21 protein-coding genes are annotated in these 19456 nt (G+C 61.4%); 15 read left to right on the top strand and 6 right to left on the bottom strand.

Features of this window, described 5'->3' with window-relative positions; genetic code table 11:
• Positions 1–36: 36 nt before the first annotated feature.
• Positions 37–2136: a prolyl oligopeptidase family serine peptidase gene (locus ACVOL0_RS02795; RefSeq protein WP_481547806.1), complete on the top strand. Its 2100-nt coding sequence runs from the start codon at positions 37–39 to the stop codon at positions 2134–2136.
• Positions 2137–2599: 463 nt separating this feature from the next.
• On the opposite strand, the gene ACVOL0_RS02790 is transcribed toward ACVOL0_RS02795, so the two are convergent.
• Positions 2600–3802: a pyridoxal phosphate-dependent aminotransferase gene (locus tag ACVOL0_RS02790; RefSeq protein ID WP_481547805.1), complete on the bottom strand. Its 1203-nt coding sequence runs from the start codon at positions 3800–3802 to the stop codon at positions 2600–2602.
• 103 nt (positions 3803–3905) lie between these two features.
• On the opposite strand from ACVOL0_RS02790, the gene ACVOL0_RS02785 reads away from it, so the two are divergent.
• From ACVOL0_RS02785 to ACVOL0_RS02740, 10 genes are all read left to right on the top strand, one after another.
• On the top strand, positions 3906–6014 hold the full coding sequence (locus ACVOL0_RS02785; protein WP_481547804.1) for a S9 family peptidase: 2109 nt from the start codon (positions 3906–3908) through the stop codon (positions 6012–6014).
• Positions 6015–6032: 18 nt separating this feature from the next.
• On the top strand, positions 6033–6449 hold the full coding sequence (locus tag ACVOL0_RS02780; protein ID WP_481530507.1) for a YbaN family protein: 417 nt from the start codon (positions 6033–6035) through the stop codon (positions 6447–6449).
• Positions 6450–6501: 52 nt separating this feature from the next.
• Entirely contained in the window at positions 6502–6735 is a 234-nt protein-coding gene (gene lptM / locus ACVOL0_RS02775) for an LPS translocon maturation chaperone LptM (protein ID WP_481547803.1), read from the top strand.
• Positions 6728–7579 (top strand): diaminopimelate epimerase, encoded by an 852-nt coding sequence (dapF, locus tag ACVOL0_RS02770; protein WP_481547802.1) that lies wholly within the window; start codon positions 6728–6730, stop codon positions 7577–7579. Before lptM ends, dapF begins: the two co-directional genes overlap by 8 nt.
• Positions 7576–8253: a DUF484 family protein gene (locus tag ACVOL0_RS02765; protein ID WP_481547801.1), complete on the top strand. Its 678-nt coding sequence runs from the start codon at positions 7576–7578 to the stop codon at positions 8251–8253. Before dapF ends, ACVOL0_RS02765 begins: the two co-directional genes overlap by 4 nt.
• A gap of 16 nt (positions 8254–8269) precedes the next feature.
• Positions 8270–9148, top strand: a complete 879-nt coding sequence (gene xerC, locus ACVOL0_RS02760; RefSeq protein WP_481547800.1) for a tyrosine recombinase XerC — start codon at positions 8270–8272, stop codon at positions 9146–9148.
• 502 nt (positions 9149–9650) lie between these two features.
• On the top strand, positions 9651–10565 hold the full coding sequence (locus tag ACVOL0_RS02755; protein WP_481547799.1) for a hypothetical protein: 915 nt from the start codon (positions 9651–9653) through the stop codon (positions 10563–10565).
• Between the two features lie 131 nt (positions 10566–10696).
• On the top strand, positions 10697–11305 hold the full coding sequence (locus ACVOL0_RS02750; RefSeq protein ID WP_481547798.1) for a hypothetical protein: 609 nt from the start codon (positions 10697–10699) through the stop codon (positions 11303–11305).
• Between the two features lie 177 nt (positions 11306–11482).
• Positions 11483–11770 (top strand): hypothetical protein, encoded by a 288-nt coding sequence (locus ACVOL0_RS02745; RefSeq protein ID WP_481547797.1) that lies wholly within the window; start codon positions 11483–11485, stop codon positions 11768–11770.
• A gap of 100 nt (positions 11771–11870) precedes the next feature.
• Positions 11871–12503, top strand: coding sequence for a S41 family peptidase (locus ACVOL0_RS02740; protein ID WP_481547796.1), 633 nt, complete (start codon positions 11871–11873; stop codon positions 12501–12503).
• 245 nt (positions 12504–12748) lie between these two features.
• On the opposite strand, the gene ACVOL0_RS02735 is transcribed toward ACVOL0_RS02740, so the two are convergent.
• Positions 12749–13249 carry a hypothetical protein gene (locus ACVOL0_RS02735; protein ID WP_481547795.1) on the bottom strand — a complete coding sequence of 167 codons (501 nt, stop codon included), beginning with the start codon at positions 13247–13249 and terminating at the stop codon, positions 12749–12751.
• 167 nt (positions 13250–13416) lie between these two features.
• Positions 13417–14205 (bottom strand): hypothetical protein, encoded by a 789-nt coding sequence (locus ACVOL0_RS02730; RefSeq protein ID WP_481547794.1) that lies wholly within the window; start codon positions 14203–14205, stop codon positions 13417–13419.
• Positions 14206–14334: 129 nt separating this feature from the next.
• On the opposite strand from ACVOL0_RS02730, the gene ACVOL0_RS02725 reads away from it, so the two are divergent.
• Positions 14335–14763 carry a hypothetical protein gene (locus ACVOL0_RS02725; RefSeq protein WP_481547793.1) on the top strand — a complete coding sequence of 143 codons (429 nt, stop codon included), beginning with the start codon at positions 14335–14337 and terminating at the stop codon, positions 14761–14763.
• An 84-nt stretch (positions 14764–14847) separates the two neighbouring features.
• On the opposite strand, the gene ACVOL0_RS02720 is transcribed toward ACVOL0_RS02725, so the two are convergent.
• From ACVOL0_RS02720 to ACVOL0_RS02710, 3 genes are all read right to left on the bottom strand, one after another.
• Complete coding sequence (locus ACVOL0_RS02720; protein ID WP_481547792.1) at positions 14848–15684, bottom strand: restriction endonuclease; 837 nt, start codon at positions 15682–15684, stop codon at positions 14848–14850.
• 180 nt (positions 15685–15864) lie between these two features.
• Positions 15865–16878: a cyclase family protein gene (locus ACVOL0_RS02715; RefSeq protein WP_481547791.1), complete on the bottom strand. Its 1014-nt coding sequence runs from the start codon at positions 16876–16878 to the stop codon at positions 15865–15867.
• Between the two features lie 233 nt (positions 16879–17111).
• A complete protein-coding gene (locus tag ACVOL0_RS02710; protein ID WP_481547790.1) occupies positions 17112–18017 on the bottom strand; it encodes a LysR family transcriptional regulator in 906 nt (301 codons plus the stop codon).
• 260 nt (positions 18018–18277) lie between these two features.
• Between ACVOL0_RS02710 and ACVOL0_RS02705 the strand changes: the two genes are divergently transcribed.
• From ACVOL0_RS02705 to ACVOL0_RS02695, 3 genes are all read left to right on the top strand, one after another.
• The gene (locus tag ACVOL0_RS02705) at positions 18278–18730 is read left to right on the top strand and encodes a VOC family protein (protein ID WP_481547789.1); all 453 of its coding nucleotides are present in this window, start codon (positions 18278–18280) and stop codon (positions 18728–18730) included.
• A gap of 197 nt (positions 18731–18927) precedes the next feature.
• Positions 18928–19221, top strand: coding sequence for a hypothetical protein (locus tag ACVOL0_RS02700; RefSeq protein ID WP_481547788.1), 294 nt, complete (start codon positions 18928–18930; stop codon positions 19219–19221).
• A gap of 16 nt (positions 19222–19237) precedes the next feature.
• Positions 19238–19435: a DUF3079 domain-containing protein gene (locus tag ACVOL0_RS02695; protein ID WP_481547787.1), complete on the top strand. Its 198-nt coding sequence runs from the start codon at positions 19238–19240 to the stop codon at positions 19433–19435.
• Positions 19436–19456: the final 21 nt, after the last annotated feature.

Below are 19456 nucleotides of genomic sequence, written 5' to 3'. Positions count from 1 at the left end.
GGTAGCGTTCGCGGCTTATGACCGCATGGAGCCAACATGTCTCGACTCACCTCTGCCTGCCTTGTAGCGGGTCTGCTTTCTTCCGGCTTGGCCGGGGCCGCCATGGCCGCTGACGACTCCCAGGACAAGTACGCCTGGTTGGAAGACGTCACCGGCGACAAACAGCTGGGCTGGGTGAAGGAGCAGAACGCCAAGTCCGAAGGCCGCCTGGCCGTGACCCCGCAGTTCAAGGCGATGGAAGCAGGCATCCGCGAAGTGCTGGATTCGGATGCCAAGATTCCGGGTGTCCAGAAAATCGGTGATTACTATTACAACTTCTGGAAGGACAAGCAGCACGAGCGCGGCGTATGGCGCCGTACCACGCTGGTTGAATACCGCAAGGCCGAGCCGCTGTGGGAAACCGTGCTCGACCTGGACGCGCTGAACAAGGCCGAGGGTGAGAACTGGGTATGGCACGGTGCCAACTGCCTGCGCCCGGAGTACACCCGTTGCCTGATCGCGCTGTCGCGCGGTGGTGCCGACGCCGATGTCACCCGCGAGTTCGACATCTCCAGGAAGGATTGGATCAAGGACGGCTTCTTCCGTGCCGAAGCCAAGGGCGGCCTGGGCTGGATCGACCAGGACAACGTCTTTGTCTACACCGATTTCGGCCCGGGCTCGATGACCACCTCCGGTTACCCGCGTGTGGTCAAGCGCTGGCAGCGAGGCACCCCGATCACCGCGGCAACCACGGTGTACGAGGGCAAGCCGGAAGACATGTACATCTCGGCGATGCACGACGATACGCCCGGCTTCGAGCGTAACTTCGTCAGCCGCACCATTGCCTTCTACAACAACGAACTGTTCCTGATCGGTGCAGACGGCAAGTTGACCAAGGTAGATGCGCCGAACTCGGCCGAAAAGGGCGTCCGCCGCGAATGGCTGACCCTGGAACTGCGCGAGCCGTGGACCGTGGGTGGCAAGACCTACACCGCCGGTTCGCTGCTGGCGACGAAGTTTGATGACTTCATGGCCGGCAAGCGCGAGTTCGACGTGCTGTTCGCGCCGACCGATACCACCTCGCTGGCCAGTGTCAGCTGGACCAAGTCGCACGTGGTGTTGAACGTACTGGACGACGTCAAGAACCGCCTGAAGGTGCTTACCCACGGCAAGGATGGCTGGGTGAGCAGCGATTTCACCGGCGCACCGGCGTTCGGCACCATCGGTGTTGGCGCGGTGGATGCGGACGAAAGCGATGCGGTGTGGATGACCGTCACCGATTACCTGACCCCGACCACCCTGGCCCTGGCTGAGATCGGCAAGCAGCCGGAAGTGCTCAAGACCATGCCGGCGTTCTTCGACGCCAGCGACAAGGTGATCGAGCAGCACTTCGCCACCAGCAAGGACGGCACCCGCGTGCCGTACTTCGTGGTGCATGACAAGGCGATGAAGCTGGACGGTTCCAACCCGACCCTGCTGTACGGCTACGGCGGTTTCGAGATCTCGCTGACCCCGAGCTATTCAGGCGGCATGGGCCGCGCCTGGTTGGACAAGGGCGGTGTGTATGTCGTGGCCAACATCCGTGGCGGTGGCGAGTACGGTCCGCGTTGGCACCAGGCGGCGCTGAAGCAGAACCGCCACAAGGCCTACGAGGACATGGCGGCGGTGGCGCAGGATCTGGTTACCCGCAACATCACCTCGGCCAAGCACCTGGGCGTGCAGGGTGGCAGCAACGGCGGTCTGCTGACCGGCAACATGCTGACCCAGTACCCGGAGCTGTTTGGTGCGGTGGTGGTGCAGGTTCCGCTGCTGGACATGAAGCGTTACAGCCACCTGTTGGCCGGTGCCTCGTGGATGGCCGAGTACGGCAACCCGGACACGGCGGATTGGGACTACATCAAGACCTTCTCGCCATACCACCTGTTCGACCCGGCCAAGAGTTACCCGCCGGTGCTGTTCACCACTTCGACCCGCGATGACCGCGTCCACCCGGGCCACGCCCGCAAGATGGCGGCCAAGATGATCGACGCAGGCAAGGACGTGACCTACTACGAAAACATCGAAGGCGGTCATGGTGGGGCGGCGAACAATGCGCAGGCCGCGCATATGTCAGCACTGGCGTACAGCTTCCTGTGGGAACAGCTGAGCAAGAAGTGAGGCTTGGCTTGAAGTGATGCAAAACAAACGCCACCGAAAGGTGGCGTTTGTTTTTTTGCTTGAGCCCCTCTCCCCTGCGGGAGAGGGGTTGGGGAGAGGGTGCGGCGGAGCCCGGATGGTGAATTACCGAAGGTTGTTCCAAGGCTTGGAGCCTTCCCCCATCCGTCCTCCGGGCACCTTCCCCCGCAAGCGGGAGAAGGGAATAGCCGAAGCCGAGCCAAAGCCAAGCCGATGCCAAAGCCAAAGCCAAAGCCAAAGCACCCCTCCCCAACCCTCCCCTTCGCCTGCGGCGAAAGGGAGGGAGTTGCAAGCAAAGCATGCGTGCTGAGTTGTGCTTGCGGCTTGTGCTCTTGCTTCAGCTGTCGCTTCTACCCCCTCCCTTTCGCCGCAGGCGAAGGGGAGGGTTGGGGAGGGGGGCCTTTAGTCTTCTAGCTTCTAGCTTCTAGCTTTTAGCCCTCAGCCCTCAGCCAACTTTCCCCTCCAACCAACTCCGCAACCCCCGTTCAATCCGCTCAACAGCCTCCTGCAAGCGCCCGACATCCTGCGTATACGCAATCCGCACATGTTGGTTCGCCCGGTAGTTCCCAAAATCCAGGCCAGGCGTAAACGCCACATGCTCGGTCTCAAGGAAGTGCGCACAGAACGCCTGCGCGTCATCGGTAAACGCGCTCACATCGCAGTACAGATAGAACGCACCCTGCGGCTCCACATCAATCCGGAACCCAAGCGCCCGCAACGCCGGCAATAGATAATCCCGCCGCTGTTGGAACTGCCCACGACGCTGCTCGAAAACCGCAATCGTCTCCGGCTCGAAACAGGCCAGCGCCGCATGCTGTGCCATCGACGGCGCGCTGATGTACAGGTTCTGCGCAAGCTTCTCCAGCTCCGGCACCGCACGCGGCGGCGCCACCAGCCAGCCAAGGCGCCAGCCAGTCATGCCGAAGTATTTGGAGAAGCTGTTCAACACGAACGCCTCGTCATCCACTTCCAACACGCTGGGCGCATCAAAGCCATAGGTCAGCCCGTGGTAGATCTCATCCACCACCAGATGCCCACCGCGCTCCTTCAGCGCCGCAGACAAGCCGGCCAACTGCCCAGCATCCAGGGTGGTGCCGGTCGGATTGGCGGGCGAGGCCACCAACGCACCAACACTGCTGGCATTCCAATTGGCCGCAATCGATTCCGGGGTCAGCTGATAGCCACTCTCCGGCCCCACCGGTACCAGCTGTGCCGCACCTTCAACCAAGCGCAGGAAATGCCGGTTGCAGGGATAGCCGGGGTCGGCCAGCAGCCAGTGCTTGTCCGGGTCTACCAGCAGGCTGGAGGCCAGCAGTAGTGCGCCCGATCCGCCCGGGGTGACCAGGATCCGCTCCGGGTCGATATCCAGCCCGTAGCGCTGGCCGTAGAAGCCCGAAATGGCCTGGCGCAGGGCGGGCAGGCCGCGCGCTGCGGTATAGCGGGTGTGACCGGCAGCCAGTGCGGCCTGGCCGGCGCGGACGATGGGCTCGGCGGTGGTGAAATCGGGCTCGCCGATCTCCAGGTGGATCACGTCGTGGCCTTGTTGCTCCAGCGCGTTGGCGCGGGCCAGCAGCGACATGACGTGGAAGGGCGCGATCTCCTGACTGCGGCGGCTGTATGGGGCGTGTGGGGTGTGGGGCGTGTTCATCGCTGCATGATAGGCGCCGTTGATGGCAGCGGGGCAAGCGCCGGGCATGGCACACTGTGGCTCGCTGCACTGGATGCACCACCGTTGTTCCGGAGCGAACCTGATGAAATCCCTTCTTTGCCTGTTGGTTGCAAGCCTGATGATGACTACCGCCGCCGCATCCCAGCCCACCCCGCCCGATGTTGAAAAGCGTCCGCATACGGTGACCGCGCCGTTCGGTGCACAGCGCGAGGACGACTATTACTGGCTGCGTGACGACGAGCGCAAGGAGCCGGCGATGCTGGCCTACCTCAACGCCGAGAACGCCTATACCGATGCCCTGATGGCGCCGCTCAAGCCTCTGCAGGACAAGCTCTACGCCGAGATCGTCGGCCGCATCAAGCAGGACGACGCCAGCGTGCCGTACCGCGAGCGCGGCTACTGGTATTACACCCGCTACGAGACCGGCAAGGATTACCCCATCCATGCGCGCCGCAAGGGCGACATGCAGGCGCCGGAAGAAGTGCTGCTGGATCTCAACGTGCTGGCCGAAGGCAAGGGCTACTTCGGCATCGACGACATGGACATCAGCCGTGACAACAAGTTGCTGGCCTTCGCTGAAGACGCCGTCGGCCGCCGCCAGTACACCATCCGCTTCAAGGACCTGGCCACCGGCAAGATGCTGGACGACGTGATCGAGGGCGTGTCGGCCAATGTGATCTGGGCCGATGACAACCGCACCCTGTTCTACGTCGAGAACGACCCGGAAACCCTGCTCACCGTGCGCGTCAAGAAGCATGTGCTGGGCACTCCCGTCAGCGACGACGTGCTGGTCTACGAGGAGAAGGACGACAGCTTCTACATGGGCATCGGCCGCACCCGCGACGACCGCTTCATCACCATCGGCGTGGACAGCACCGTGTCCTCCGAGCTGCGTTACACCTCGGCGGCCAACCCGGGCGAATTCACCGTGCTGGCCAAGCGCGAGCGCGATGTGGAATACGACGCCGACCACTACAACGGCCAATGGGTGATCCGCACCAATGCCGATGGCGCCACCAACTTCAAGCTGGTGACCGCACCGGAAGGTGCCACCAGCCGCAAGCAGTGGAAGGATTGGGTCAAGCACGATCCGCAGGTGCTGATCGAAGGCTTCGAGCTGTTCGATGGCTATACCGCCATCGCCGAACGCGCCGAAGCGCTGGAACGCGTGCGCCTGCTGTTCGCCGATGGCCGCAGCGAGTTCGTCAAGGCCGATGAGCCGGCCTACTCGATGGGCCTGTCGGTCAACGCCGAACCGGAAACCGAGTGGCTGCGCTACACCTACACCTCGCTGACCACCCCGGCCACCACCTACGAGCTCAACGTCAAGACCGGCGAGCGCCGCCTGCTCAAGCAGCAGCCGGTGATCGGCTATGACCCGAGCAAGTATGAAACCGAGCGTGTGTGGGTGACCGCCCGCGATGGCGCGCGCATTCCGGTATCGCTGGTCTACAAGAAGGGCTTCAAGAAGGACGGCACCGCCGCCCTGTACCAGTACGCCTACGGCAGCTACGGCATGTCGATGGACCCCAACTTCAACCAGAGCGTGGTCAGCCTGCTTGATCGTGGCGTGGTCTATGCCATCGCGCATATCCGCGGCGGCGAGGAGATGGGCCGCAGCTGGTACGACAACGGCAAGCTGCTGCACAAACAGAATACCTTCAACGACTTTGTCGACGTGACCCGCGCGCTGGTTGCACAGGGCTATGCCGCCAAGGACCGCGTTGCGGCTTCGGGCGGCAGCGCCGGTGGCCTGCTGATGGGCGCGGTGGCCAACCAGGCCCCGGGCGACTACCGGGTGATGGTTGCGCAGGTGCCGTTCGTCGATGTGGTCACCACCATGCTCGATGCCAGCATCCCGCTCACCACCAACGAGTACGACGAGTGGGGCAACCCGGAGCAGAAAAAGTACTACGACTACATGCTCAAGTACTCTCCGTACGACAACGTCACCGCGCAGGCCTATCCGTCGCTGTTCGTCGGTACAGGCCTGTGGGATTCGCAGGTGCAGTACTGGGAGCCGGCCAAGTGGGTGGCCAAGCTGCGTGACGTCAACACCGGCAGCCAGCCCATTGTGTTCCGCACCAACATGGAAGCCGGCCACGGCGGCAAGTCCGGCCGCTTCCAGCGTTACAAGGAACAGGCCGAGTCCTTCGCCTTCGTGCTGTGGCAGCTGGGTCTGGCCGATTGATGCAGCCGGGTCGTAGCGATGCCTGATACACCGCCGCCACGTGATCCTCGTGAGCCACGCCCACCGCGCCTGCGCTGGGCGTGGTGGCTGCTGGCCTATGTCAGCCTGGGGGTGGGCATCGTCGGCATCTTCGTGCCGGGGCTACCCACCACCGTGTTCGTGCTGATCTCGGCCTGGGCGGCCTCGCATGGCTCCGAGCGGCTGCACCGCTGGCTGCTGGACCACCCGCGCTTCGGCCCGGCCATCCGTGACTGGCAGGCGCACGGCGCGGTCAGCCGCAAGGGCAAGTGGATGGCCAGCCTGACCATGCTGGCCTGTGCCCTGATCACCCTGTGGTGCGTGCCGCTGGCCTGGGTGAAATGGACCTCGATCAGCATCATGGCCTGTGTCTGCCTGTGGCTGTGGCTGCGCCCCTTGCCCCCCGGCGAACGCTGAACAGGGTGCGGCCACGGTTCGGACTTCATGGTCCAGTGGCTATACTCCGGGGATGAACAAGACGTCCCGTTTCCTGATTCTCATCCCGGCGGCCTTGCTGCTGCTGGGCCTCAGTGCCTGCGGTAACAAGGGCCCCTTGGTGATGCCGCAGAAGCCGGTGCCGATCGAGGAACAGGAAGTCACCCCGGCCGAGCAGCCCGCCACTGAAAAGACCGACCCGGCCGCCGACAAGAAGGCCGACGAGGCCGTTGAGGACGGAACCGGTGGTGCTGGCGTAAATGGGTAAGTCGGCAACAGGGCGCATGCGCTTCAGCAAGATGCATGGCGCCGGCAATGATTTCGTGGTGTTGGACCTGCGTGACGGCAGCGCGCCGCCGGATGCGGCGCAGGCAGCGCTGCTGGCCGACCGCCACCGCGGCGTGGGCTGCGACCAGATCCTGACCATCGAGGCTCCGCGCAGCGAAGGCGCGGTAGCGTCCTACCGCATCTGGAACTCCGATGGCTCCACCTCGCAGCAATGCGGCAACGGCGCGCGCTGCGTGGCCGCCTGGCTGGTACGCGACGGCGCGGCGCAGGGCGACGATTTCATCATCGACAGCCCCACCCGCACCCACGCCGTGCAGCGCCTGGCCAATGGCGAATACGCCGTGGCCATGGGCAAGCCCGAGTTCGAGCCTGAGCAGATTCCGCTGCTCGGCTTCCCGCGTGCGCGCGAGGAATACATGACCTCGCTACAGGGCGAGAACGTGCGCTTCGGCGCCGTGTCGATGGGCAACCCGCACGCCGTGCTGGAAGTCGGCTCGGTCGACGCTGCACCGGTCGAGCGGGTAGGGCCCTTGCTGCAGCAGAACCCCTCGTTCCCGGAATCGGTGAATGTCGGCTTCGCCCAGGTAATGGATGCCGGCCACGCCCGCCTGCGCGTCTACGAGCGCGGCGTTGGCGAGACCCTGGCCTGCGGCAGCGGAGCCTGCGCGGCGGCGGTAGTGCTGATGCAGCGCGGCCGCCTGCAGCGTGACGCCTTGATCTCCTTGCCCGGTGGCGACCTGCGTATCCAATGGCCGGCAGACGATGCCGAGATCGTGATGTCCGGCCCGGCAGCATTCGTATTCGACGGAGAGTGGATGGGATGAACGACACAGTCGAGAAAATCGGTGCCCATGAAGTCGCAGCCTGGCTGCGGCGTCATCCGACCTTCCTCAAGCAGTTCCCCGATCTGGCACTGACCATGGTGGTGCCGCGCGACGACGGCCCCACCGCTTCGCTCGCCAGCTACCAGCTGGAAGTGCTGCGCGACAAGAACCGCGAGCTGTCGCGGCGCTTGGCCGACCTCGGCGCCAACGCACAGATCAACGAACGCCTGGCCGTGCGTACCCACCAGCTGACCCTGGCGCTGATGCGCCAGACCAGCGCCGCCGACACCCTGCGCGCGATGGCCGCCTCGCTGGAAGAAGATTTTGCCGGCGACCTGGTGCGCATCGTCTCCTTCGACGACGTGCCGGAACTGGCCGAAGCACCGTGGCTGCAGGTCATCGCCAAGGACGACGCCAGGCTGGCGCCGTTCCACGACTGCCTGCAGGACGGCGAGCCCATCTGCGGCCGCCTGCAGCAGGAAAAGAACGACGTGCTGTACGCCGAGCGGGTCAACGAAGTGTCGTCCACCGCACTGTTGCCGCTGCCGGGCGTCGGCCTGATCGCGGTAGGCAGCTACGACCCCAACCGCTTCTATCCCGGCATGGGCACGCTGTTCCTGCGCATGATGGGCGAATCGCTGGTGACGGGCCTGCAGCGTTTCCGCAGCGCTTGAGTGGAGTGACGCGGCGATGAGCGCCGTCCAGGCATTCCTGTCCTATCTGCAGGTCGAGCGCCGCATGTCGGCGCACACGCTGGACGCCTACCAGCGCGACCTCGCCGCGCTCACGCAATGGTGCGAAGCGCATGAAGTATCCGACCCGCAAACCCTGCAAGGCGACCAGCTGCGCGAGTTCGTCGCCAGTGAGCACCGCCGCGGCCTGTCGGCCAAAAGCCTGCAGCGCCGCCTGTCGGCCTGCCGCAGCTTCTACGCCTGGCTGCTGAAGAACAACGTCATCGACAACAGCCCCGCCGCCGGCCTGCGTGCGCCCAAGGCACCGCGCAAACTGCCGCAGGTGCTGGACGCCGACGAAGCCGTGCAGCTGGTCGAACTGCCCACCGATGCACCGTTGGGCCTGCGCGACCGCGCGCTGCTCGAACTGTTCTATTCTTCAGGCCTGCGCCTCAGCGAACTCTGCGCCATGCGTTGGCGCGACCTCGATACCGCCACCGGCATCGTGCTGGTGCACGGCAAAGGCAACCGCGAACGCACCGTGCCAGTGGGCTCGCATGCAATGAACGCATTGCAGGAGTGGCGCAAGGAAAGCGGCGGCACCGGCGAGAAATCAGTATTCCCGGGCCGCAGCGGCGGCCCGATAAGTCAGCGCGCCGTGCAGATCCGCATCAAGCAACTGGCGCAACGCCAGGGGCTGTTCAAAAGCGTGCACCCGCATATGCTGCGGCACAGTTTCGCCAGCCATATTCTGGAGTCCTCAGGCGACCTGCGTGGTGTGCAGGAGCTGCTGGGGCATGCAGATATTGCGACCACGCAGATCTATACGCACCTGGATTTTCAGCATCTGGCCAAGGTTTATGATGCTGCGCATCCTAGGGCTAAGCGGAAGAGCTGATTTTATTTTCTTGGGATGGCTGGTTCCGACCCAAAGCGGACATCTGAAATTCTACCGGAGCGAGCTTGCGTTGGTCACTAAGCCCTCCGCTGGGTCCGGTTATGCGCTGGCTTGTTAGCCGGATCCAGCTGCCCTAATATCGAGCTGTATCAAGGGCAAAGCCCACCACCCGGCGCTTTGCGAATAGGTCGTATAGCCGGACTTACGGATCCGTCTATTAGGTAGTTAAGCACCCAATGGGAGGTCATTTCTTCTTGCTGGCTGAATTCATCGCGCTGGCAGGCTATTCGGTGAAGCATCCAAGGATTGTGTCGAGTGGAAGGGTGCATTCGTCGCCGGCTATCCTGAAGGCTAGTTCCTTGTTTACAGCCATTGCAGCAGCACGCCACTCAAGGTTTTCTTTAAGCGTGGCACCCGCGTTACGATGCCTAACAGTTCATTCAAGCCGACGCCGCTTCGCGGCGTAGGTTAATTCCGGAGTTGCGCCTTTCTTGAAGCATCTATGGCTGCCAAAATCACACCTCGTCTAGTTGAACTGACCTATGAGGCCACGCTCAAGTCGTTCTGGCGCAAGGAATCATTGCGCAAATTTCTGCGTGCCTGCCACGTAGCGGAAGTTCACATAGCTACTTGGTCGGCTGACGAGAGCAAGCGAGATTTCCTAGACAGAACGTTTCAGAAGCTTCAAACAATTGATCGTGGAAAGGCTTTGATCTTTCAGATGGCTAGAAATCTCTCCCAGCAAACAAGCTTTCCCGATCTTCGCGATTGGGAAGACTCTGCGAAGAAGATTGCAGATGCCACAAAAGCAGTCGCTGAGCTAAAGGCACACTTGCGATCGCAGGACGAAGAGACTCGTAGCGAACGGGAGCGCGAAGAAGCAAAAGGGAGGGCCCGAGAGGAGCGGCAGCGAATCCAGCGGAGCCTCACGGACAAGAACAAGTTGCAGCAACGCTTGGATGGATTACATTCCTCTGTGGGGACGCAAAAGGGCGGATACGATTTTCAAGATTGGTTCTACGATCTCCTGGACTTCTCTGACATCCAAAACCGCCGACCATATGTAAGCAATGGCCGGCAAATAGACGGCTCAGTGACACTTGACGGCACAACCTACCTTGTGGAGCTTAAGTTCACCGCAAACCAAGCGGCAGCTACTGACATTGATTCATTGCGCACCAAGGTCGACGACAAAGCTGATAACACCATGGGTATCATGGTTTCCATTTCTGGCTACTCCAGCGTCGCGATCTCCGGCGCATCTGGCCGCCAAACTAAACTTATATTGCTGGATGCAATGCACTTGTACCTATTTTTATCCGGGTCCATTGCCTTCTCGGAGGTGGTTTTACGCTTGCGGCGGCATGTATCACAGACGGGTGAAGCATATCTACCGGTCAGCGAATTCAACGGATGAACGGTCTAAAAAATCGTTAGAGCCGAAACTGCTTCATTGCAGCAAAGGCACGGCAGAAAAGCTTGCCATGCCTTTGGCTCCACTGCGAAGTTCGGCTTAGCTCTGGCGTTATGCTTACAGGAAAGATCTTCGTGACCGAAACCAACAACACACTAAAGACCTTGGGGTGGATTTTCTCGGGGTTTGTTGCCGGCTTTGCCGTCTCTCAATTTTTGAGTAAAGATTCAATATTTTCTGACTCATCTATTGTGGAGCAATGCACTAGTGACCAGTGGCAGCAGATCGCCAGATCATCTGATTGGACACCTAAGAACGAATGCCCCGCTTATCCGCTCCGCCTGAGTATTGCCAGTCCTGGAGATCAATCTCGCATATCGCTTGATCAGCAGAACCCCACGATAGTGCGTGAGACGGTTGTCGTCGCTTTGTCCAGGCCACTTCCTGAGGGAAAGAGGCTCTACCTTGCTGCGCAAGAGGTTGGAGCTCCGAATCTATACGTTTCCCGCTCGAAGCTCTACTCAAACGCAAGCGGTACTGCAGCAAGCACTATCGGCCCCCTGTACTTAGGCTTTGATCTGTCAAAGGCCGGAAGCATTCAGATTTGGGCATTCGCAACCGATGACGATAATCGCATCGGCGATTTGTATAGAGATGTTCATCAGTTGCAGGACGGCACCCAAAACGTTTATATCTCTGACCCGGTTCAGTTGAACATCACTCAATCGACACCTCCGGGCTAGTAAGCCCAACAATTCATTCAAGCCGAAGCGGCGCGCATTTATTTGCTACCATCGGCTAGCGCCGGTGTATGTATTGCAATGTCGACGGTAGATCTGGGCCGCATAAACAATAAATGCGCCACCAGGGAGCGGTGCCAATGCATATCGAAAGTGTCACCATTACCGGATTCCGGTGCTATGGCCCCGGTTCCGACGGTCATTCATCTGAGCCCGGGCCTGACCGGATTCGTCGGGGCCAATGCTTCCGGCAAGACAGCGGCACTGCAGGCCCTAATGCGCCTGTTTGGGGTGACCCGGGCACTGCGCACGGTCGTCCTGTTTGACTTCCATGTGCCGTCCACCGAGACCGAGCGCCCAAAATCGCGGGCGCTGACCATCAATGTGCGCCTGAGCTTGCCGAAGTTGGAGAAAATAGGAGTCAGAGCCGGGTTGATTCGGAAGGCGCCGACGTCAGAGCCGGATTGATTGCAAAGCACTGCCATCACAAGAGGCTTACAGCAGAATTCAGAAAGTACTTGTCACATTGGAAGATCGCCACAGTTCCATTCGGGCGCCCAAGCGTGCAATGGCGCTCCGTGAAAGTGCCATTGCAACGCAGCCGATTGAAGCCAGGAGCATGCAGGACATCGGCTACCTGCTCATTCCCGGACTAAGCGGAACCGATCTGGTCGCGAGCCGGGCTTTCACTGCCCAGCTTTGCAAACAGGTCGTAAGCCTCGCGCCGACATCATCGAGAGGTTGGATCATCGACCTGCGTGCAAACCCCGGGGGCAATATGTGGCCGATGATCAATAGGCTGCACTCATTTCTGGGCAGCGCCAACGTCGGCGCGGTCAAAGAGCGCGATGGGGTTGTAACCCCATGGCAATCCAGGCGCTCGGCTGCATGCAGCGTGGAACTGTCGCGCAGCCGTGTTGCTGTTCTTGTCGGGCCGAGGACGGCAAGTTCCGGGGAAGCGGTGGCGGTTGCTTTCCGTGGTCGCCCTGAGACCAGCTTTTTCGGCGAGCCAACTGCGGGACTTTCAACATCCAACAGAAGCTTTGATCTTCCTGATGGCGGCGTGCTTGCGTTGACGACCGCGGTATTCACTGATCGATCTGGGGTTGAGTATCCACGCGGTATACAGCCCGAGAACGTTGTGCCGGCTGATCAGAATGTGATTCAGGCAGCAACGGCATGGCTGCGCGCGTCGCCTTGATAGCATGCAGTTGATGGTTAGTTGTAGCAGCGGCTGGTTGAGTGGTAGATGCACCCCGCAGAATAAGCGCCTTGTCGGCGATGGTGTGGGACCATCGAAGTCGCGGTCAGAGTGATCTGCACAGACTCGGTTTGAAATAGTCGATTCAATGCAAGAATCTTGTCATGCGTTCCTGCGAATGGATCTGCTTCTACAAAGATGCCCCGCCTTTGTTGGAAGCTTGTTGCCTGGCTTGAGGGTTCAACTCAATTTTCAGGGCCGCGGCGAACAATGATCATCTCCTTTGCGTGGTGCTTCTCCAGATCCATTCGATCCAGCTCCAGGTACTTCGGATAGAGCTCGCACCTGCGGGCGATCTCCTCAGGCATCGAACCTTCCATTTCTGCTCTCATGGCATCGCCCATGTGGGAAAAAATCGCTTCCACTCCAGAGATGAACCTTGCATGTTTCTGCGGATCTCCGTCGGCGCTTTTCAAGGCAAAAGATGACATGGCAGCCTCGATTTCCTCCATGAAAGGGAGGTGACGATGCTGCCAGGCGGCGTAGCTGTCCGAATTCGCTCTGGCTTGGTCTGGAAACCTCTCCGTACAGAGTTCCCCAATCATCTTGGCTGTACGAATGGCGCCATAGACCCTGCTGAGATTTGTTTCATAGCTTTCGCTGGCGGCACTTGCCGGAGCTTCCTGGGCGCAGACGCTGGAGCAGCAGATCAGCGTGAGCAACGTCAATGTCATTCCCTTCATCATCAACCAAGTTCTATCGCGGAGCGGAAGTTTAGTGCACCACTATGTCGGGCGCAGCAGGCAGCCAGAGCGGGAAAGTTGGGGTCAGAGTCGGGTTGCTTGAAGCTTGGTTTCGATACTCCACATGCAGGGCCATCGCCTGACGTAGTGAATGGGTCGAAACCGGACCTTCAGTCGACGGCTGGCGGTGACGCCGTGCTGCTCGTTGGCGCATAGAGGCCGTCATAGCCGGGTATCGATCCAGCTGCCGGCAGATAGCCCCTGTTGTCGCCAACGAAGCGGTTGTTCTGGATCGGCGTGACACCACATTCTGGTACGCAAACCCAAGCTGTGCCGGCAGGCCCGCGCACATAGACGCTGTGGGGATTCAGGTCGGACAGCAGGTATCCGGCCGGCTCATAGTCGGGTGCTGACTCTCGACCTTTTTGACGGCTGGCATGGACGTTTCCAAGCAGAGCAATCACCGTGACTCCCCCGCCGTGTGCTGAGCGGATGCGCCTGGCCATACCTGCGTCCCTTGATCCGGCCATGCCATCGTCCACGGCCAGCACGCTGATTGCTGCACCTTCAGTACGAAGTGTTCGTAGACGATGCAGCAGTTTCAACATGGCCGCGCTGGATCGCCCGTCCTGGGGCTGGCGTGTCCAGAATTGGCTGGCTAGGAGTGCCGCCTGGTTCGCATCGGAGCCCTTGCTTGCAAGGAAGTTGTCCAGGCTTGTCTGCTCTTCGATTGGAATCTCCAGCGCGACTGCCACTGGATTTCCAGACGTTGTGCTGGCGCAGGCCAGGTCACCAATCAGTGCTGGTGCCTCGTTGGTGCCATGGACCTCACCTACCAGCAGCAGGCTTGCAGAGGGCATGTTCAGAGGCCAGCTGCAGTTGGTGTTCCCATCGACTGACGCAGCTTCACTCGCGAATACGCTTGACGCCAGCAGCAGAAGTGGAAGGAGTGACTTCATGTCGAGATCCTATGTCATGGTGCATCCGTGGCACGCCCGTCACTGTACACGGCTGCCTCCTTTGTGGCGAAGGCGTGGGACGTATGATGCAAGACTTGGTTTTCCTTCGCTTGATCGCTCGGCATCCCCATGACCAAACTGCTGATGACAAGAATCGATGTGCCCGGCTGGGCGCGTCCATTCGCAACGGATATCGATGCGGAGTTTGGCGCGCGGTTCCATCAGGCCGCCGAGTCTCAGATGGCCGAGATTCATATCACTGCCCATCAGCTGGTCCAGCGTTACGTTGACGAGGTGGCGGACGACATGCTGTTCCCCGATAAGGGAAGAATGACCGGTGATTACTACGTTTCCGAGCTGCGTTATGACGTTTTGAGAACTGCTTCTTTCCAGAAGGAGGGAGCGCACTGGCTAAGCCTGTTTGTGCGCTGCCTGGAACATCCCTCCGCGCAGCAGCAAATAGATCTCGATTACCTCGGGCTTGAGGTGCACTTCCTCTGGAATGAGGAGAGCGCAAGCTTCGAAGCTACCGGTGATATCGATTCAAGCTCGATCTGAGCAGGCCAGTGGTAGATGGCCATCGGATTTGAACTGCCACTTTGAAAGCAACGTCACCAGCGAGAATCGCGCTTCAAGGTGGAATCAGGTGACTGCTGCTCCCGTGCCCCGGCATTTCGGGAAATTGCTGCAGCCAAGGAAGCGCTGCCCCGTGCTTCTATTGACCCGCTGCACCAATGCACCTCCGCAACGAGGGCATGGCGCGGCATCGGGCGCTGGGTGCACTGATGTCTGCAGCGTTGGTTCCGTGCGCTGATTGATTGGCACGGGTGCATCTTCCACTGTCTTCAACGACTGGATCATTGCCAGTAGTTGTTCGCCGCCGATCAGTTCGATGGGCTTGTCGTGCGCGAAGGCCTCCGCATCCGGAGTGAACGTGCCGATACAGACAATCATTACGGCCTGCGCTTGATGGTGGGCAAGAAGCCCTGCCATCTCGCGCACCACGCTGACCCCCACCTGTTGGCGCTTCCACTGTTTGCATTGCACCAGCGTGCGCCGGCCGTCCTTGTGCAGGATGAGGTCGATGCCGCCATCGGGACCGCCCAGCCCGGTTTCTTCCACCGCGTAGCCTTGGCGGCGGAATGCTTCGCCGACTAGCTGTTCGAACTGGCGCCAGCCGCCGGCCGCAAGGCTTTCGAGCGTGGTGCGCGTGTCCAGGAAGCGGCGGCGTTTGCGTGCATTGAGGTAGGAGGCCAGGGCGGCGATCCAGCAGATGACGAGCAGCATCCATGCCAGCGGCGCGAAAACAGGACTGGATTGTTGGGCAAAGGCTTGCGCCAGCATGCCGCCTTGAAGGGACAGGAACCACTGGATGCCGTAGCGCACCAGGATGAAGCCGATGATCCCTGCGAGGATGCCTACTGGCCACGGCATGGTTGCCAATGCGCCGATAGGAGATTGTTTTGTTCTGCGTCCCATGCGAACCCCCTCTTCCAGAGGGCAACTTAGCGCTTGGGTTGGGTGTTGTCAGCAGGTCGGTCGATTTGTAGGGGTGCGGTGTAAGGCGCGAAGCTTGTTGTGTTGGGTGTTTGGCAGCTGGTTGTGCTGGTGGTGTTCTTGCTTCGCGGCTTACGCCGCTCCTACAAATGCAGCGGGGCGTTATCGGACTGGCAACGCTATCGGGCGCAGCGGGGCTGCGTCTCCGCCGCGGATCTTCAATGGGCCGCCGATGAAGGCGAACTCGTAGACCTTGTCGCGGGCCAGTTCGTCCAGCGCGATCAGCTCGATGATCGGTGCGCCTTGCTGGGCCAGCAGGTAGGTGTGCAGCGGGACGTAGTCGTCGGCCACTTCCGAGGGGAATGTCTCGAAGCTGAGGTTGTCGGCGCCCACGATCATCGCGCCGCCGTCCTCGACCAGGAAGCGTGCGGCATCCAGACCCATGCCCGGCGGGTTGGCCATATAGGCCTTGGGCTGGTTGAACAGTTGCATGCGTCCGGTGCGGATCAGCACGATATCGCCTTGCTGCAGGCTGACCTTCTGCCGGCGCAGTGCATCCTGCAGGTCCTGGCGGGTGACGCGGTAGCTGTCTGGCAGCATGTCCACGCCCTTGGCGCCGGCGACGTCGATCAGGATGCCGCGGGCAACCAGCGGTGGGAATTTCTCGATGCCGGTGACCTTCCAGCCACGATCACCGAGGTGTTTGCTGGCCTCGAAACCGTTCCAGATCTTGCCGTGGATGCCGAAGTGGTTGAGTGCGTCGATATGCGTGCCGGTGTGGCTGTACATCAAGAACGCGGTGCCGGTGTAGCTGCGGGTGATGTTCATCGCTTCGCCCACGCCCATAGGGTCATCGATCACCGTGCCCTGCGGCGTGTGGGTCATCCAGAACTGGTAATGCGGATCGCCGGCGTCCTGCCAGCTCGGCATGCCGACGTAGTAATCGGTGGCCAGGTCGTAGACCTTGCCGCCGCTTAGCCGCGACAGGATCGCCGCGCGTGATGCATCGGTAATCAGGTTGAGCCGGCCGATCTCGTCGTTCGGGCCCCAGGGGCTGACGCCGACCTGCTGACCGGAGGGGAGTGGCTCGGCTGTGGCTGAAGGGTGAGCCGCCGAGGGCAGGGCGGTGGCGGCCAGCAGCAGGCCGAGTGCAGTGGTGAGGTTGCGGATATTCATCGGGGAAAGCTCTGTGCGGGGGAGCGACGTGATGGCGTCGCAACAGGCACGCGGTAGCGTACGCGGGTCTCCGTTTTGCAGCAGGGCCGCCGCGCGCAATGCGTCGGCTGTCGGTCGAGTTGCCTGTAAGGGCAGCACACTGACATCAGGCCCGGCTCAGCGGGAGAACGCAGCTTAGGTAGCTGCCGTAGCGCGAAACAGCGGCTGCCGGGCAGCTCAGTATTCGCTGGGCGTCAGTAATCCAGGCCGGCGCAGCGGGGCAGGGCGTCGTGCAGGAAGTCGATGAAGGCGCGCACCTTGGGCTGCAGGTGGCGTTGGGTCGGGTAGACCGCGTAGACGATGCGTTGCGGGTAGTGATGATCCGGCAGCACCTGCTGCAGCTGGCCGCTGGCGAGGGCGGGCGCGGCCAGGAAGGAGGGCAGTGCGCCGATGCCGGTGCCGGCCACCAGCAACTCGCGCAGCAGCAGGCTGTTGTTGGCGCTGACGCGGGTCGGCCGGGTTACTGTCACCTGCCCATCGGGGCCGTGCAGCGGCCAGCTGCCGGGCGAATCGGACAGGCTGTAGGCCAACAATGCGTGCTCGCCCAGCTGCGCCACCGTGGTCGGGGCTGGATGCTGTTGAAGATAGGCGGGCGCAGCGCACAGCACCTGCTGCAAGGAGGCCAGTCGGCGTGCGACCAAGCTGGAGTCGTGCAACTCGGCGCGTATACGCAGCGAGACATCGAAGCCTTCGCCGACAGCATCCACCACCCGGTCTTCCATCACCAGATCCAATGCCAGCTGCGGATGCTCGGCCAGGAACTGCGGCAGCAGTGGCGATAGCGTGCTCAACGCGAACGACAACGGTGCATTGACCCGCAGCCGCCCGCTGACCTCGCCGCTTTGCTGGGCGATGCCGCGCTCCAGTGCATCCAGCTCATCAAGCAGGCGGCAGCACTCCAGGTAATAAGCCTGGCCGGTATCGGTCAGGCTCATGCGGCGGGTGGTCCGCTGCAGCAGCACCACGCCCAGATGCGCTTCCAGCGCACGCAGCTGCTTGCTCAAGCCCGCCGCCGACATGCCAAGGTCCTCGGCCGCACGCGCCAGATTGGCACGTTCGACAATCCGCCGGAAGGCACGCATCAGGTTGAAGGAATCCACGGCAAGCCTCGCTACAGAACGCGCACAGGGTAAAGAAAACCGGGGACAGCGTCAGGTTCTTGTCTCGGAAGTGAGTGGCGTGGCAGCGCCCCCATCCGTCCTTTCCTGGTCCGCGCCCGACGCGGGCGCGAGATGGCGCTTGGAACCACATGCACGCGCTTCTACATTCTGGCCGTGTATAGGTTCCAGGCGGCTGCTGCACCGACACCCCCGCGCCATGGATTGCGGTCCATCTCCGGCGGCAAGCATCAGGAGGCTTTATGACGGTCAAGCGCATGGACAACGTTGGCATCGTGGTAGCGAACCTGGATGCCGCCATCGAGTTCTTCATTGAGCTCGGCCTGATCCTCGAAGGGCGCATGCCGATCGAAGGCGAGTGGGCTGGCCGCGTCACTGGCGTGCGCGACCAGCGTGTCGAGATTGCCATGATGCGCACTCCTGACGGCCACGGCAGGCTGGAACTAACTAGGTTCGACGCTCCCGCGATTGCATCCGATCACCGCACAGCCCCGGTGAACTCCCTGGGCTACCTGCGTGTCATGTTTGCAGTTGAGGACATTGACGACACGCTTGCCCGGCTCAGGAAGCTCGGCGCGTCGGTGCTTGATGAGGTGGTCAATTACGAGAATACCTATCGGCTGTGCTACATCCGTGGTGTGGAGGGAATCCTCATCGGGTTGGCGCAGGAACTGGGACAGAAGAGTTCGCGGTAAGCATCTGCTCACTGGCAGGCCGAACTTGGAGGTCAAGCGGGTTCGGCACGGCGGTTTGAGTCTGGACCTGCCGCAGTGGTTTCCTGCCCGGACTCAGCCGTCAGCGCGCTGGATGGAGATGGACGGGCAGGTCGCTTGACTAGTACTGGGGCCACTGTGACTATCCGCGTATTCATCATGACCAACGGGATTCCGCGATGTCTGGCTTGCTCGGCGGGTTGATTGAGGGCGTCGTGGATTTCGTCACGGATATATGGGTGTTGCGCAGGCAGCGCTCAGCCAGGAATCTGCCAGGAAAATCCCTCGGAAAAGATGTCGCAGATACAGCGTTGTTCAACGTATCGGCCATGCTTCTTTCGCTGTTGGCTTTTGCCTGTTTCGCCACGATGTTCTTCGTGGTCGAGCTGCCGTTATGGATCAGCTTGCTACCGGTGGCTGCAGTCGTTGGCTATCTCGTCTATCGCTGGTTTGTGTTGGTGCGAGCAGAGTAGTTGCCGGTCGCGCGCTATGGCTGTTTTTCCTGCCGGGCGGATCGGGTCTGACGGTGATGCCGAGCATGGTTGCGCCGCTGATGCGTTGGCCTGTGGCAATGGTTCCGGGCGCACCCAGCATCCGGCGGAGCTGCAGGGCGAGGATTGGTATCTGGCGTGGGGGATAGCGTCGGAGCCGGGTAAGCCAGGGCGGGCGGCGCTGGAGCCTTTGTAGGAGTGGCGTAAGCCGCGAAGC

Source organism: Stenotrophomonas sp. STEN021 (genome assembly GCF_056760175.1).
This window is presented reverse-complemented; position numbering and strand designations above follow the sequence as displayed.

Bases quoted from the DNA above. Each gene is read 5' to 3' on its own strand.
- ACVOL0_RS02795 (WP_481547806.1), top strand. From the start codon at position 37: ATGTCTCGACTCACCTCTGCCTGCCTTGTAGCGGGTCTGCTTTCTTCC.
- ACVOL0_RS02790 (WP_481547805.1), bottom strand. From the start codon at position 3,802: ATGAACACGCCCCACACCCCACACGCCCCATACAGCCGCCGCAGTCAG.
- ACVOL0_RS02785 (WP_481547804.1), top strand. From the start codon at position 3,906: ATGAAATCCCTTCTTTGCCTGTTGGTTGCAAGCCTGATGATGACTACC.
- ACVOL0_RS02780 (WP_481530507.1), top strand. From the start codon at position 6,033: ATGCCTGATACACCGCCGCCACGTGATCCTCGTGAGCCACGCCCACCG.
- lptM (WP_481547803.1), top strand. From the start codon at position 6,502: ATGAACAAGACGTCCCGTTTCCTGATTCTCATCCCGGCGGCCTTGCTG.
- dapF (WP_481547802.1), top strand. From the start codon at position 6,728: ATGGGTAAGTCGGCAACAGGGCGCATGCGCTTCAGCAAGATGCATGGC.
- ACVOL0_RS02765 (WP_481547801.1), top strand. From the start codon at position 7,576: ATGAACGACACAGTCGAGAAAATCGGTGCCCATGAAGTCGCAGCCTGG.
- xerC (WP_481547800.1), top strand. From the start codon at position 8,270: ATGAGCGCCGTCCAGGCATTCCTGTCCTATCTGCAGGTCGAGCGCCGC.
- ACVOL0_RS02755 (WP_481547799.1), top strand. From the start codon at position 9,651: ATGGCTGCCAAAATCACACCTCGTCTAGTTGAACTGACCTATGAGGCC.
- ACVOL0_RS02745 (WP_481547797.1), top strand. From the start codon at position 11,483: ATGGCCCCGGTTCCGACGGTCATTCATCTGAGCCCGGGCCTGACCGGA.
- ACVOL0_RS02740 (WP_481547796.1), top strand. From the start codon at position 11,871: ATGGCGCTCCGTGAAAGTGCCATTGCAACGCAGCCGATTGAAGCCAGG.
- ACVOL0_RS02735 (WP_481547795.1), bottom strand. From the start codon at position 13,249: ATGATGAAGGGAATGACATTGACGTTGCTCACGCTGATCTGCTGCTCC.
- ACVOL0_RS02730 (WP_481547794.1), bottom strand. From the start codon at position 14,205: ATGAAGTCACTCCTTCCACTTCTGCTGCTGGCGTCAAGCGTATTCGCG.
- ACVOL0_RS02725 (WP_481547793.1), top strand. From the start codon at position 14,335: ATGACCAAACTGCTGATGACAAGAATCGATGTGCCCGGCTGGGCGCGT.
- ACVOL0_RS02720 (WP_481547792.1), bottom strand. From the start codon at position 15,684: ATGGGACGCAGAACAAAACAATCTCCTATCGGCGCATTGGCAACCATG.
- ACVOL0_RS02715 (WP_481547791.1), bottom strand. From the start codon at position 16,878: ATGAATATCCGCAACCTCACCACTGCACTCGGCCTGCTGCTGGCCGCC.
- ACVOL0_RS02705 (WP_481547789.1), top strand. From the start codon at position 18,278: ATGACGGTCAAGCGCATGGACAACGTTGGCATCGTGGTAGCGAACCTG.
- ACVOL0_RS02700 (WP_481547788.1), top strand. From the start codon at position 18,928: ATGTCTGGCTTGCTCGGCGGGTTGATTGAGGGCGTCGTGGATTTCGTC.
- ACVOL0_RS02695 (WP_481547787.1), top strand. From the start codon at position 19,238: ATGGCTGTTTTTCCTGCCGGGCGGATCGGGTCTGACGGTGATGCCGAG.